We start from the raw sequence: 11,881 nt of genomic DNA, 5'->3' as shown, positions 1-11,881 counted from the left end.
TATGTGCCGAAACATCAAGACCCTGCGTCCGCCGTTCGCGGAGGGCGTCACCGACGCCGACATCCGGGCTGCCGCGCTGCAGTACGTGCGCAAGGTGTCGGGCTTCCAGCGTCCCGCGGCCCACAACGCCGAGGTGTTCGAGCGAGCCGTCGACGCCGTCGAGGAGGCGACGGCGGAGCTGCTGTCGTCGCTGCGGGTGCGCGGCGCGCCGGCGCGCTGACCGGGTGTCGCTTCAGCTCAGATGCCGGTCCAGCACGTCGGCCTCGGCGCGGAGCCGCTCGGCGTGGTCGGTGCGGCCCAACCGGTCGTACTCGGTCGCGGCTTCCTGCCGTTCGTCCACCTGCTGCCGAACGATCGACCGCACCTGCGCCTCGGTGAGTTCCCGGCGGCGGCTCTCGGTGGAGCCCACACCGGAGGCCGCGCCGGCGATGTGCTCGCTGCTCGGCTCGCCACCTCGGATCGCGGCGTGGTCGACGGGGACGGCTTCGGCGTTGTCGAGCGCTCCGAGCGCGGAACGCAGTGCGTCGATCGCGACGCGGTCGCGAGCTTTGAGGGCGGCGGTCAGGTCGCGGCGCAGCGCGTCGCGCATGGTGGGCTCCTCACCGGAGGTGGCGGTTGACAATATGGATGTACGATAACCGTCATGCCTCGGATTGTCGATCACGATGAGCGGCGTCACCGGATCGCGCGGGCGTTCCAGCGCCTTCTCGCCGCGGAAGGGTTCGCCGCGGTCTCGTTCTCGCGGCTGGCGACCGAGGCGGGGGTGTCGGTCGGGCTCATCCAGCACTACTTCGTGAGCAAGGACGCCCTGCTGCGCTTCGCCTACGACGACGCCGCGGCCCGCCTGAGCGAGCGCGTGCGGGCCCGGGTGCGCAGCGGTGAGGCCGCCGGTCTTCCGTCCGCGCGGGTGTTGCTCGACAGCCTGGCCGAGCTGCTGCCCCTCGATGCCGAACGCGACCTCGAATACCGCGTCCGCCAGGGACTACAGGCCCAGGCGCTGCACCACGCCGAGCTCGCCGACGTCGCGCGGCGGGCGGGTGGCGACCTGCTCGCGTACGTCACGGCGGTGGTGGAGGCCGGCAAGGCGTGCGGCGAGGTCGACTCCGGTGTGGACGCGCCCTTGGCGGCCCGCGCCATCCTCGCGACCGTGCAGGGGCTGGCCGACCAGGTGGTGCTGTCGGGCGCGGACTCCTTCCCCGCTCGCGACGTGCTGGCGCGGGCCGTCGGCACGGTCTTCACCGGGGCGTGCGCGCGACACAGGGACCGCTCACCCTGCCGTTGACAATATGCTCATACTGTCACTGTGTACGCGACGAACGGAAACGTGACGGTGACGCTGGGCTGTGGCGCCGTGCGGGGGCGGCGACGGGACGGTCACCTGACCTTCCACGGCATCCCGTACGCGGCGGCTCCCGTGGGCGAACGGCGGTGGCGAGCACCCACAGCGGTCGAGCCGTGGGCCGGTGTCCGCGACGCGACCACGCCCGCGGCGCCCGCGCCCCAGCTCGCGCAGTCGTTCACCGAGGCCGACTCCCTCGACGAGGACTGCCTGACCCTCGACGTCACCGTCCCCGCCTCGGCGACGAGGAAACGGCCCGTGCTGGTGTGGCTGCACGGCGGTGGCGGCACCAACGGCAGCGGCGCCGTGTACGACGCGGGACGCCTCGCGGTCACGGGCGAGGTCGTCGTCGTGACACCCCAGTTCCGGCTCGGGGTGCTGTCGTACTTCGGTCATCCGGGCCTGGCCGACGGCGCAACGTTCGGCCTGCAGGACCAGCAGGCGGCTCTGCGCTGGGTGCGGCGGGAGATCGCCCGGTTCGGCGGCGACCCGGGCAACGTCACGCTGGCGGGCAGTTCGCACGGCGCGTTGCAGGTCGCGGCCCACCTCACCGCGCCGGGGTCGGCCGGATTGTTCCACCGCGCCGTGCTCCAGAGTCCCTTCGGGATGCTCGGCCCCACGCCCGCGCACACGTTCATCCCCGGCGGCCCGGCGCTCCCGCCGATGTGGTCGCCGGTGGCCGAGGTGGAGCGACTCGGTGCCGCCGTCGCCGAGGAGCGGGGATGGGTGCGGCCCGGCAGCGATGCCGAGGCGGCACTCGCGCAGCTGCGCGCGGTGCCCGTGGGCGAGCTGCTGACGGTGTCGGACGCGTTCATCCGTCCGGCCTTCGGTGGTGCGGTGCTGCCCGAGTCACCCGCCGTGGCGATCACCAGCGGGCGGTTCTCCCGCGTGCCGGTGCTGCTCGGCACCACGCGCGACGAGGCGCGGTTCTTCGTCGCGCTCTTCGCCGACGCGGTCGGCAGGCCGGTCACGGCCGGGGACTACCCGCGCATGCTCGGCGAGGCGTTCGGTGCCGCGGCGGACGAGGTCGCCGCGCGGTATCCGCTGCCCGCCGACACGACGCCGAGTCTCGCGTGGGCGCGCCTCTGCACCGACCGTGCCTGGGCCTGGCCCGCCTGGGAACTGGGACAGGCCTTCGCCGCCCACACCCCGACCTGGTTCTACGAGTTCGCCGACCGCGACGCGCCCGCACCGGTCCCGGTGCCCGGTTTTCCCGGGGGCGCCCAGCACGGCAGCGAGCTGGCGTATCAGTTCGACCTCGCCGGTGTGCCGACGCCGCCGACCGCTCAGCGCGAGTGGGGAGAGTGCCTGAACCGGTACTGGGCGGCCTTCGCCGAGTCCGGCGACCCTGCCCGTGCCGACCTGCCGCCGTGGCCCGATCTCGGCACCGGGCACGTGCAGTCGCTGGCACCCGTGCGGATCGGTGGCGTCGACTACGTCGCCGAGCACCACCTCGACCTCTGGTCGCGACTGGCCTAGGCCCAGCCCGGCAGAGTCGCCGTCCGATGCGGCTCTGTCGGTGCCCGCCGTAGCATTTCGGGTTGTGACCACGGACTCATCGCCTGCGGCACGGACGCGGGAGGCGGCGTCGGCGCGATACCTGCGCGACCTCGCCCTGCTGCGCCGCGTGCGCGACCGGATCGATCGCGAGTACGCCCAGCCGCTGAACGTCGAGGCGCTCGCTCGCGGCGTGAACATGTCGGCCGGGCACCTCAGCCGCCAGTTCCGGCGCGCCTACGGCGAGTCGCCGTACTCCTACCTCATGACACGGCGGATCGAGCGGGCGATGGCGTTGCTGCGGCGCGGAGACCTCAGCGTCACCGAGGTCTGCTTCGCCGTCGGATGCTCGTCCCTGGGCACGTTCAGCAGCCGGTTCACCGAACTCGTGGGAGTGCCGCCGAGCGTCTACCGGCGGGACGCGGTGGGCAGGGTGGACGGGATGGCGCCGTGTGTGGCGAAGCGGGTCACCAGACCGGTCAGGAATCGAGAAGCGTCGGAGGTCGCGGCGCAATAGCGTCATCGCCATGACAACCACGGACATCACGATTCACCAGACCTACCTGCCGCACACCGACCCGCAGGCCTCGCTCGCGTTCTATCGCGACACGCTCGGCTTCGAGGTGCGCAACGAGGTCGAGTACAACGGCATGCACTGGATCACGGTGGGACCGCCGAGCCAGCCCGGCACGTCCATCGTGCTGCACCCGCCCGCCGCCGACCCCGGCATCACCGAGGACGAGCGCCGCACCATCGCCGAGATGATGGCCAAGGGCACCTACGCCGGGATCAACCTGGCCACGAAGGACCTCGACGCCACCTTCTCCACGCTGCAGGCGGGGGATGCCGAGGTCGTCCAGGAGCCGACCGACCAGCCGTGGGGCGTTCGCGACTGCGCGTTCCGCGACCCGGCGGGCAACATGGTCCGCATCTTCGAGCAGCGCTGACCGCACCCGGCACCCCATCCGGACCCGCGCGCACCCGCTGCGGGTCGACCACCGTTCGAGCCTCGGCGCCACGACGCCCGCCGCCGAGGGGAGGAGCCACCGATGAGCACGACGACGGAACCGCAGCCCGACACCTCGTCTGCGGTCCCTGCCGCCGATCGCCACGACGTCATCCGCGTGCACGGCGCCCGCGTCAACAACCTCGTCGACCTCAGCGTCGAGATCCCGAAACGGCGTCTGACCGTGTTCACCGGTGTCTCCGGCTCGGGTAAGAGCTCCCTCGTGTTCGGCACCATCGCCGCCGAGTCACAGCGACTGATCAACGAGACCTACAGCGCGTTCGTGCAGGGTTTCATGCCGCAGATGGCGCGCCCGGACGTCGACGTCCTGGACGGACTGACCACCGCGATCATCGTCGACCAGGAGCGCATCGGCGCCAACCCCCGCTCCACCGTCGGCACGGTCACCGACACCGGTGCGATGTTGCGCATCCTGTTCAGCAAGCTCGGGGAGCCGCACATCGGCTCGCCCCAGGCCTTCTCGTTCAACGTCGCGTCGGTCAGCGGAGCCGGTGCGGTGACGATGGAGAAGGCCGGAAGGACGGTGAAGGAGCGGCGCGAGTTCAGCGTCACCGGCGGGATGTGCCCGCGCTGCGAGGGCATGGGTTCGGTGTCCGACATCGACCTCACCCAGCTCTACGACGACTCGAAGTCGATCGCCGAGGGCGCGTTCACGATCCCCGGCTGGAAGTCGGACAGCTTCTGGACGGTGCGGCTCTACGCCGAGTCGGGCTTCTTCGACCCGCACAAGCCGATCCGCGACTTCACGAAGAAGGAGCTCGACGCCTTCTTGTACAAGGAGCCGACCAAGGTCAAGGTCGAGGGCGTCAACCTCACCTTCGAGGGCCTGATCCCGAAGATCCAGAAGTCGTTCCTGTCCAAGGACCGCGAGTCGATGCAGCCGCACATCCGGGCGTTCGTCGACCGGGCGGTGACGTTCGCGGTGTGCCCGGAGTGCGACGGCACCCGGCTCAGCGAGAAGGCGCGTTCGTCGAAGATCGACGGCATCAGCATCGCCGACGCGTGCGCGATGCAGATCAGCGATCTGGCCGAATGGGTGCGAGGTCTCGCCGCATCCGAGGGAGGCGGCGCCCGGGCGACGATGGCGCCGTTGCTGACGAAGCTGCAGCACACACTCGACTCGTTCGTGGAGATCGGTCTCGGGTACCTGTCGCTCAACCGGTCGTCGGGGACGCTCTCGGGTGGTGAGGCGCAGCGCACCAAGATGATCCGCCACCTCGGTTCGTCGCTCACCGACGTCACCTACGTCTTCGACGAGCCCACCATCGGCCTGCACCCGCACGACATCCAGCGGTTGAACGCGCTGCTGCTGCGACTGCGGGACAAGGGCAACACGGTGCTCGTCGTCGAGCACAAGCCGGAGACGATCGCGATCGCCGACCACGTCGTCGACCTCGGGCCCGGGGCGGGCACGGACGGCGGCCGGATCTGCTTCGAAGGCTCTCTCGACGGGTTGCGCGCGAGCGACACCCTCACCGGACGGCACCTCGACGACCGGGCCCGGCTCAAGGACAGCGTGCGCACGGCCACGGGGGCGCTGGAGATCCGAGGGGCGACGGCGAACAACCTGCGGAACGTGGACGTCGACATCCCGCTGGGGACGCTCGTGGTCGTCACCGGGGTCGCCGGCTCCGGCAAGAGTTCGCTCGTGCACGGCTCGATACCCGCCGACGCGGGCGTGGTGTCGATCGACCAGAGCCCGATCAAGGGATCCCGGCGCAGCAACCCGGCCACCTACACCGGACTGCTCGACCCGATCCGGAAGGCCTTCGCGAAGGCCAACAAGGTGAAGCCGGGCCTGTTCAGTGCCAACTCGGAGGGTGCGTGCCCGAACTGCGGAGGCGCGGGCGTCCTCTACAGCGACCTCGCGATGATGGCCGGTGTCCCGGTCCCCTGTGAGGAGTGCGAGGGCAAGCGGTTCCAAACGTCGGTGCTGGAGTACCGGCTGGGCGGGCGCGACATCAGTGAGGTGCTCGTGATGTCGGTGGCCGAGGCGGAGGAGTTCTTCTCCGACGGCGAGGCGCGCATCCCGGCCGCGCACCGGATCCTGCAGCGCCTCTCCGAGGTCGGGCTCGGCTACCTCACGCTCGGCCAGCCGCTCACGACCCTGTCGGGCGGTGAGCGGCAGCGGCTCAAGCTGGCCACGCACATGGCCGCCGACGGCGGGGTGCTGATCCTGGACGAGCCGACCAGCGGCCTGCACCTGGCCGACGTCGAGCACCTGCTCGGTCTGCTCGACCGGCTCGTCGACTCGGGGAAGTCGGTCATCGTCGTCGAGCACCACCAGGCGGTGATGGCGCACGCCGACTGGATCATCGACCTCGGTCCCGGCGCCGGTCACGACGGCGGCCGGATCGTCTTCGAGGGCACACCGCACGACCTCGTGGCCGCGCGCAGCACGCTCACCGGTCGGCACCTCGCGGAGTACGTCGGGGGCTGAGTCGCGGGTCAGGCGCAGCAGGTGTCCGTGGTGGCGGCGTCCGCGCCGAACGTGGTCGAGTCGCCGGTCACGGTGTAGACCTCCCACGGTTCCCCGCCCGGGCCGTGCACCCAGACCTTGTCCTGCCGGGCGTAGCAGCACGTGGTGCCGTTCTCGACCAGCGTCCGCAGGCCCTCGCCGGTCAGCCGCGTGGTGGCCTGGTCGACCTGCTCGGTCGACTCCACCTCCACACCGAGGTGGTCCAGCACCGTGCTCTGACCGGGCTCGCCTTCGAGCAGGACCAGCTTCAGCGGCGGCTCGGTGATGGCGAAGTTCGCGTAGCCGGGCCGCCGCTTGGCGGGCTCGGTGTCGAAGAGCGTCGAGTAGAACTCGATCGACTTCGGCAGGTCGCCGACTCGCAGTGCGAGCTGAACGCGCGACATCGTTCCTCCTTGGATAGATGTTCGTCGAAACAGGCGAGATCCAGCTTGCTCCCTTGATTCGAAGAATGTCAAGATAGAAGCATGTCGAAACAGCTGCCGGTGGCGGCGATGGACGCCTGCTGTTCACCTCTGGCCCGGGAACCCCTGACCGACGAGCAGGCCGTGGAGCTGTCCCGGCTGTTCAAGGCGATGGCCGACCCCGTGCGGCTGCGGCTGCTGTCCCTGATCGCCTCCCGCGCCGGAGGAGAGGTGTGCGTCTGCGATCTGACCGATGCCTTCGACCTCAGCGGACCGACGATCTCCCACCACCTGAAGGTGCTGCGTGAGTCGGGTCTGATCACCGGTCAGCGGCGAGGTACCTGGGTCTACTACCGCGTGCATCCGGAGGTTCTCGCCCGCCTGTCGGCGGTACTGACACCCGGCGAGGCGGGGGTGGCGACCGCGTGAGCACCGCCGACACGACTCAGTCGGCCGTCGTGGCGAAGCTGTCGGGCCTCGACCGATTCCTGCCGGTGTGGATCGCCGCTGCGATGGTGGTCGGTCTGCTCGCCGGACGCTGGGTTCCGGGTCTCGAGGGCGCGCTCAACGCCGTGGCCATCGACGGGATCTCGCTACCGATTGCGCTGGGACTGCTGGTGATGATGTATCCGGTGTTGGCGAAGGTTCGCTACGACCGGCTCGATACTGTCACCGGCGACCGCAAGCTCCTGCTGTCGTCGCTGGTGCTCAACTGGCTGTTCGGTCCGGCGTTGATGTTCGCCCTCGCCTGGCTGCTGCTGCCCGACCTGCCCGAATACCGCACCGGTTTGATCATTGTGGGGCTTGCCCGGTGCATCGCCATGGTCGTCATCTGGAACGACCTCGCCTGCGGAGACCGTGAGGCCGCCGCCGTGCTCGTCGCTCTCAACTCCGTCTTCCAGGTGATCATGTTCGGGGCGCTCGGCTGGTTCTACCTGTCGGTGCTGCCGGGCTGGCTCGGCCTGCCGCAGACCGACCTCGCGGTGTCCGGTTGGCAGATCACCGCGAACGTGCTGGTCTTCCTCGGCATCCCACTCGTGGCCGGATATCTGACCCGGCGGCTCGGCGAACGTGCCAAAGGACGCGACTGGTACGAAGCCCGGTTCCTGCCGAAAATCGGGCCGGTCGCGTTGTACGGGCTGCTGTTCACCATCGTGATCCTGTTCGCCCTGCAGGGGGAGCAGATCACGTCCCGCCCGCTCGACGTCGTCCGCATCGCATTGCCGCTGCTCGCCTACTTCGCGATCATGTGGGCCGTCTCCTACGCCGTCGGCAAGGCCGCCGGGTTGAACTACGCCCGTACCACCACGCTGGCGTTCACCGCCGCGGGCAACAACTTCGAGCTCGCCATCGCCGTTGCGATCGCCACCTTCGGCGCCGCCAGCGGACAGGCGCTCGCCGGAGTGGTCGGGCCTCTCATCGAGGTGCCGGTCCTCGTCGCGCTCGTCTACGTCTCACTCGCTCTGCGCCGCCGTTTCACCGCTTCGACCACGGAGGCATCGTGACCGCCAAGCCGGAAGTTCTCTTCGTTTGCGTCCACAACGCCGGACGCTCCCAGATGGCGGCGGCGCTGCTCGAACACCACGCGCAAGGCCGGATCGTCGTCCGCTCCGCCGGTTCCGCTCCCGCCGACGACATCAACCCCGCCGTCAGCCGAGCCATGCACGAGCTCGGCCTGGACCTGTCCGCAGCGTCGCCCAAGTTGCTGACCACCGACGCCGTGCGGGCGGCGGACGTCGTCGTCACGATGGGCTGCGGCGACGCCTGCCCCGTCTTTCCCGGCAAGCGCTACCTCGACTGGCAACTCGACGACCCCGCCGGGAAGTCAATCGATGAGATCCGTCCGATCCGCGACGAAATCGACCGTCGCATCCGGGACCTTCTCGCCGAACTCGTCTCCAGCACCTGACCTCAGGGCGGCCGGAGAAACGACCGCCGCTACGCGGCCGTGGGCCTGCCCGCCCCCGCGTAACTGTCGCCCGGCTTGCGGTAGTTGTGCACCTGGACGGCCTGGCCGAACGTCGGCGCGTCGATCATCTGGTCGTTGCCGATGTAGATGCCGACGTGGTGGATCTTGGTGCCCGGGTCGCCGAAGAAGATCAGGTCGCCCAGCTGCAGGTCGTCGCCGCGGTCCACCATCGGCACGCTGTGGTACTGCGTGTGCGCCGTGCGCATGAGCTCGACACCCGCCTCGGCGTACGCGGCGGTGGTCAGGCCGGAGCAGTCGAACCCGGCGTCGCCCTTCTCGGTGCCGTTGCCGCCCCACACGTACGGCAGGCCGATCTTGTCGATGGCGAACGTGACCGCCTTCAGCGCGGTGGCGTTCGGCTTGGTGCGGCTCTGACCGACCGTGCCGTAGACGTTGGCCGTGGCCAGCACCCGGTGCAGGAACAGCGGCTGGTCCTGCAGCGCCGCGACACCGGCCAGCCAGTCGTCACCGGCGGAGAGATCGCGCCCGCCGTCGCAGAGGGCTCGACCCGCGGTCAACGCGGCGTCGTCGATGTTCTGGATGTCGGGCTCGTCGCCGTCCGGGCTCGCCTTGAACCGCTCCCACACCGTGGGTGAGAGCTGCAACGGTCCCGCCGCCCCCGGCTCGGAGACCACCTCACCGGCGAAGTCGCGCACCTCGACCGTGTCGAGGGGCTTCGACATCTCGCCCGTGTCGGTGACGCCGGCGCCCTCGACCCGGCCGTGGTTCGTGGTGGTGCGGCCGACACCCGCCAGGGTGACCCACGAGAGATTGCAGTCCGGTCGCTCCTCGTCGAGCGTCACCGTCGCGGTCGCGTACGCGTACATCGCCCGGCGCGGGATGTCGAGCCAGTCGGCGACGTCGTCGACCCACTTCTCGAACGTCAGACCCGAGTCCGCGGGCACCGAGGACGCCGGGGGAGCGGTGCTCGTGGGCGTGCCCGGCTCCGTCCACTGCGAGGAGGACGACGACGTTCGGGGGGCCGGTTGTGAGGCGGCGGTCCCCTCGGCGCCCTGAGGACCGAACCGCAGGGCGACGACCACGACGGCGACCGCCACCACCGCTGCCGCGACCGCCGCGATCACCAGTCGCCTGTTCCGTGGCCCGCCGCGCGCACTCATGTGCACAGCATAAGGAGCGAACGGCCACGGTGCGTGAGGACATACCCGAGACGGGGGAGATCGCGAACCTGCCCGGTCGAGTGGCCCGATCAGCTCAGCGTGAGCCGCTCCGCGAAGAACGTCCGCAACGCGTCCACGTCGGTGTCCACCGCCACGCTGACCGGGGCGCCGGTCTCGGGCACCTCGGTGTCCGCACGCAGTTCCGGACGCCGCTGGTCCACGAGCGTCGCGCCGCGGGCCGGGCCGAACGACGTCTCCACCGCCACCGGCACCGCCTCCGTCCGCAGAATGCCCGGGGAGATCGCCTCCGCGACCGCCACCGCGTCATGCAGCACCATCCCGTCCCACCCCAGCGCCTTGCGGTAGTGGGCCAGGTAGTCGGGCGTCAACGCGGTGAGCGCGGCGCCCACGGGACCGGAGGCGGCGAGCGCGTCCAGCCAGGCCCGGTCGACCGCGCACCGGTAGGTCAAATCCATCGGCACCAGCACGCAGGGCACCTCGCCGCCACCGAGGACGCGTTGCGCGGCTTCCGGGTCGCTCCAGATGTTGAACTCGGCCGCCGCGCTCGTGTTGCCGTGCAGGAGCGCGCCGCCCATGATCACCACCCGCGCGATCTTGTGGTGCAGGTCGGGCCGGGCGGCGAGCAGCGTCGCGATGTTCGTCAACGGCCCGATGGGCACGATGGTGACCGGGTCGTCGGAGTCCTCCAGCAGCCGCGCCAGCAACCGCACGGCGCCGCCGCGTTCCACCGGACGTTCGGGTTCCGGCAGCGCCGCGGAACGCCCCGACAGCCCGTCGACGCCGTGCACGTAGCGGGCCCTGTGGGGATGCGGATGCACGAGCGGACGAGCGGCGCCCTCGGCCACCGGCACGTCACCGCGCTTGCACAACGCGAGGACCCGGCGCGCGTTCCGCGTCGTGTTGTCGAGGCCCACGTTGCCGAACACCGTCGTCACACCGAGCAGCTCGACGTCCTCGCTCAGCGCCGCGAGTGCGATCGCGAAGGCGTCGTCCACTCCCGGGTCGGTGTCGATCACGAGCTTGGTCACCACGCGCCACACTCCCTCGTTCCTCGCTCCACGCCACACGTTACGGTTCCTCCCCATGACGTCGATGTGGGGTTCTCCCGTGCTCTCGCGGGTGCAGGCGTGGCGCCGGTCGCGGCGCGATCCCCAGCAGGCTCGGTTCCTCACAGCGGACTCGCTGCGCTGGGTGTGGCGCAACCGCGCCTTCACTTCCTGGTACCTCGTCCGGTACTGGCGACTGCTCAAGTTCCGCCTGGCCAACCCGCACATCGTGCTGCGCGGCATGGTGTTCCTCGGCCGCAACGTCGAGATCCACTGCCGTCCCGGCTACGGGCGCATGGAGATCGGGCGCTGGGTGCACATCGGCGACGGCAACGCCATCCGCTGCCACGAGGGCTCGCTCCGGATCGGCGACAAGGCCGTGTTCGGCAGGCAGAACGTGGTGAACGGCTACCTCGACATCGAGATCGGCGCGGCGACGCTCGTGGCCGACTGGGTGTACATCTGCGACTTCGACCACGTCACCACCGACATCACGCGGCCGATCAAGGACCAGGGCATCGTGAAATCGCCCGTGCGCATCGGCCCGGACACCTGGATCGGCACGAAGGTGTCGGTGCTGCGCGGCACCCGGGTGGGTCGGGGGTGCGTGCTCGGGGCCCACGCCGTGGTGCGGGGCGACATCCCCGACTACGGCATCGCGGTGGGCTCGCCGGCGCGCGTCGTCCGCGACCGCAGGGCCGACTACGAGGCCGACGCCGAACGCCGCGAGGCCGTCAAGGACATGGCCCGCAAGGCGAACAAGGCGTTGAAGAAGACCCTCGGCGAAGCCTGACCCCTGAACATCGTGTCCGCGAGTTGCGTACGGGTGTTCGCGTCTCACGTACGCGTCATCGCACGTGAGGTACGCGTCTTCGGTGATCGGTGGCGCGAACGAGAGCAGGCAGCCAACACCTGGAGCCGGCAGGCGTCCGTGCTCTGAGCGGGGTCGCGCCTCAAGCTGCGGACACGCGTACGGGACAC

At 70.3% G+C, this 11,881-nt stretch carries 14 protein-coding genes; 10 read left to right on the top strand and 4 right to left on the bottom strand.

The features are described from left to right. Position 1 precedes the first annotated feature (1 nt). On the top strand, positions 2-220 hold the full coding sequence (locus SACAZDRAFT_RS07585; protein ID WP_005440276.1) for a DUF2277 domain-containing protein: 219 nt from the start codon (positions 2-4) through the stop codon (positions 218-220). A gap of 12 nt (positions 221-232) precedes the next feature. Here the strand turns inward: SACAZDRAFT_RS07585 and SACAZDRAFT_RS07580 are convergent, their stop codons facing one another. Then, positions 233-589: a GatB/YqeY domain-containing protein gene (locus tag SACAZDRAFT_RS07580; protein ID WP_050983461.1), complete on the bottom strand. Its 357-nt coding sequence runs from the start codon at positions 587-589 to the stop codon at positions 233-235. 54 nt (positions 590-643) lie between these two features. Between SACAZDRAFT_RS07580 and SACAZDRAFT_RS07575 the strand changes: the two genes are divergently transcribed. The 5 genes from SACAZDRAFT_RS07575 (at position 644) to SACAZDRAFT_RS07555 (ending at position 6,303) form a co-directional block, all read left to right on the top strand. Then, positions 644-1,282 (top strand): TetR/AcrR family transcriptional regulator, encoded by a 639-nt coding sequence (locus SACAZDRAFT_RS07575; RefSeq protein WP_005440274.1) that lies wholly within the window; start codon positions 644-646, stop codon positions 1,280-1,282. A 42-nt stretch (positions 1,283-1,324) separates the two neighbouring features. After that, positions 1,325-2,818 (top strand): carboxylesterase/lipase family protein, encoded by a 1,494-nt coding sequence (locus SACAZDRAFT_RS07570; RefSeq protein WP_040927936.1) that lies wholly within the window; start codon positions 1,325-1,327, stop codon positions 2,816-2,818. A 64-nt stretch (positions 2,819-2,882) separates the two neighbouring features. Continuing rightward, positions 2,883-3,353 (top strand): helix-turn-helix transcriptional regulator, encoded by a 471-nt coding sequence (locus SACAZDRAFT_RS07565; RefSeq protein WP_005440267.1) that lies wholly within the window; start codon positions 2,883-2,885, stop codon positions 3,351-3,353. Between the two features lie 10 nt (positions 3,354-3,363). Continuing rightward, positions 3,364-3,783, top strand: a complete 420-nt coding sequence (locus SACAZDRAFT_RS07560; RefSeq protein ID WP_005440264.1) for a VOC family protein — start codon at positions 3,364-3,366, stop codon at positions 3,781-3,783. A gap of 102 nt (positions 3,784-3,885) precedes the next feature. After that, positions 3,886-6,303, top strand: coding sequence for an ATP-binding cassette domain-containing protein (locus SACAZDRAFT_RS07555; RefSeq protein ID WP_005440262.1), 2,418 nt, complete (start codon positions 3,886-3,888; stop codon positions 6,301-6,303). An 8-nt stretch (positions 6,304-6,311) separates the two neighbouring features. Here the strand turns inward: SACAZDRAFT_RS07555 and SACAZDRAFT_RS07550 are convergent, their stop codons facing one another. Further along, positions 6,312-6,725 carry an ArsI/CadI family heavy metal resistance metalloenzyme gene (locus tag SACAZDRAFT_RS07550; protein ID WP_005440260.1) on the bottom strand — a complete coding sequence of 138 codons (414 nt, stop codon included), beginning with the start codon at positions 6,723-6,725 and terminating at the stop codon, positions 6,312-6,314. 81 nt (positions 6,726-6,806) lie between these two features. Between SACAZDRAFT_RS07550 and SACAZDRAFT_RS07545 the strand changes: the two genes are divergently transcribed. From SACAZDRAFT_RS07545 to SACAZDRAFT_RS07535, 3 genes are read left to right on the top strand one after another with little or no spacing between them, the layout of a single operon-like run. Beyond that, the gene (locus SACAZDRAFT_RS07545; protein WP_005440259.1) at positions 6,807-7,172 is read left to right on the top strand and encodes an ArsR/SmtB family transcription factor; all 366 of its coding nucleotides are present in this window, start codon (positions 6,807-6,809) and stop codon (positions 7,170-7,172) included. Next, entirely contained in the window at positions 7,169-8,248 is a 1,080-nt protein-coding gene (gene arsB, locus SACAZDRAFT_RS07540; protein WP_005440256.1) for an ACR3 family arsenite efflux transporter, read from the top strand. The genes SACAZDRAFT_RS07545 and arsB overlap by 4 nt, the downstream gene beginning before the upstream one ends. Beyond that, positions 8,245-8,652 carry an arsenate reductase ArsC gene (locus SACAZDRAFT_RS07535; protein ID WP_005440252.1) on the top strand — a complete coding sequence of 136 codons (408 nt, stop codon included), beginning with the start codon at positions 8,245-8,247 and terminating at the stop codon, positions 8,650-8,652. The genes arsB and SACAZDRAFT_RS07535 overlap by 4 nt, the downstream gene beginning before the upstream one ends. 29 nt (positions 8,653-8,681) lie before the next feature. Here the strand turns inward: SACAZDRAFT_RS07535 and SACAZDRAFT_RS07530 are convergent, their stop codons facing one another. Both SACAZDRAFT_RS07530 and SACAZDRAFT_RS07525 read right to left on the bottom strand, forming a co-directional pair. Beyond that, positions 8,682-9,833 (bottom strand): C40 family peptidase, encoded by a 1,152-nt coding sequence (locus tag SACAZDRAFT_RS07530; protein ID WP_040927701.1) that lies wholly within the window; start codon positions 9,831-9,833, stop codon positions 8,682-8,684. Between the two features lie 89 nt (positions 9,834-9,922). Continuing rightward, the gene (locus SACAZDRAFT_RS07525) at positions 9,923-10,885 is read right to left on the bottom strand and encodes a nucleoside hydrolase (RefSeq protein ID WP_040927935.1); all 963 of its coding nucleotides are present in this window, start codon (positions 10,883-10,885) and stop codon (positions 9,923-9,925) included. Between the two features lie 52 nt (positions 10,886-10,937). On the opposite strand from SACAZDRAFT_RS07525, the gene SACAZDRAFT_RS07520 reads away from it, so the two are divergent. After that, positions 10,938-11,693, top strand: a complete 756-nt coding sequence (locus SACAZDRAFT_RS07520; RefSeq protein ID WP_005440249.1) for an acyltransferase — start codon at positions 10,938-10,940, stop codon at positions 11,691-11,693. The last annotated feature ends 188 nt before the right edge of the window (positions 11,694-11,881 follow it).

It is taken from the genome of Saccharomonospora azurea NA-128, assembly GCF_000231055.2.
Taxonomy (GTDB): domain Bacteria; phylum Actinomycetota; class Actinomycetes; order Mycobacteriales; family Pseudonocardiaceae; genus Saccharomonospora; species Saccharomonospora azurea.
This window is presented reverse-complemented; position numbering and strand designations above follow the sequence as displayed.

Bases quoted from the DNA above. Each gene is read 5' to 3' on its own strand.
- SACAZDRAFT_RS07545 (WP_005440259.1), top strand. From the start codon at position 6,807: ATGTCGAAACAGCTGCCGGTGGCGGCGATGGACGCCTGCTGTTCACCT.
- SACAZDRAFT_RS07575 (WP_005440274.1), top strand. From the start codon at position 644: ATGCCTCGGATTGTCGATCACGATGAGCGGCGTCACCGGATCGCGCGG.
- SACAZDRAFT_RS07550 (WP_005440260.1), bottom strand. From the start codon at position 6,725: ATGTCGCGCGTTCAGCTCGCACTGCGAGTCGGCGACCTGCCGAAGTCG.
- SACAZDRAFT_RS07580 (WP_050983461.1), bottom strand. From the start codon at position 589: ATGCGCGACGCGCTGCGCCGCGACCTGACCGCCGCCCTCAAAGCTCGC.
- SACAZDRAFT_RS07560 (WP_005440264.1), top strand. From the start codon at position 3,364: ATGACAACCACGGACATCACGATTCACCAGACCTACCTGCCGCACACC.
- SACAZDRAFT_RS07530 (WP_040927701.1), bottom strand. From the start codon at position 9,833: ATGAGTGCGCGCGGCGGGCCACGGAACAGGCGACTGGTGATCGCGGCG.
- SACAZDRAFT_RS07585 (WP_005440276.1), top strand. From the start codon at position 2: ATGTGCCGAAACATCAAGACCCTGCGTCCGCCGTTCGCGGAGGGCGTC.
- SACAZDRAFT_RS07520 (WP_005440249.1), top strand. From the start codon at position 10,938: ATGACGTCGATGTGGGGTTCTCCCGTGCTCTCGCGGGTGCAGGCGTGG.
- SACAZDRAFT_RS07555 (WP_005440262.1), top strand. From the start codon at position 3,886: ATGAGCACGACGACGGAACCGCAGCCCGACACCTCGTCTGCGGTCCCT.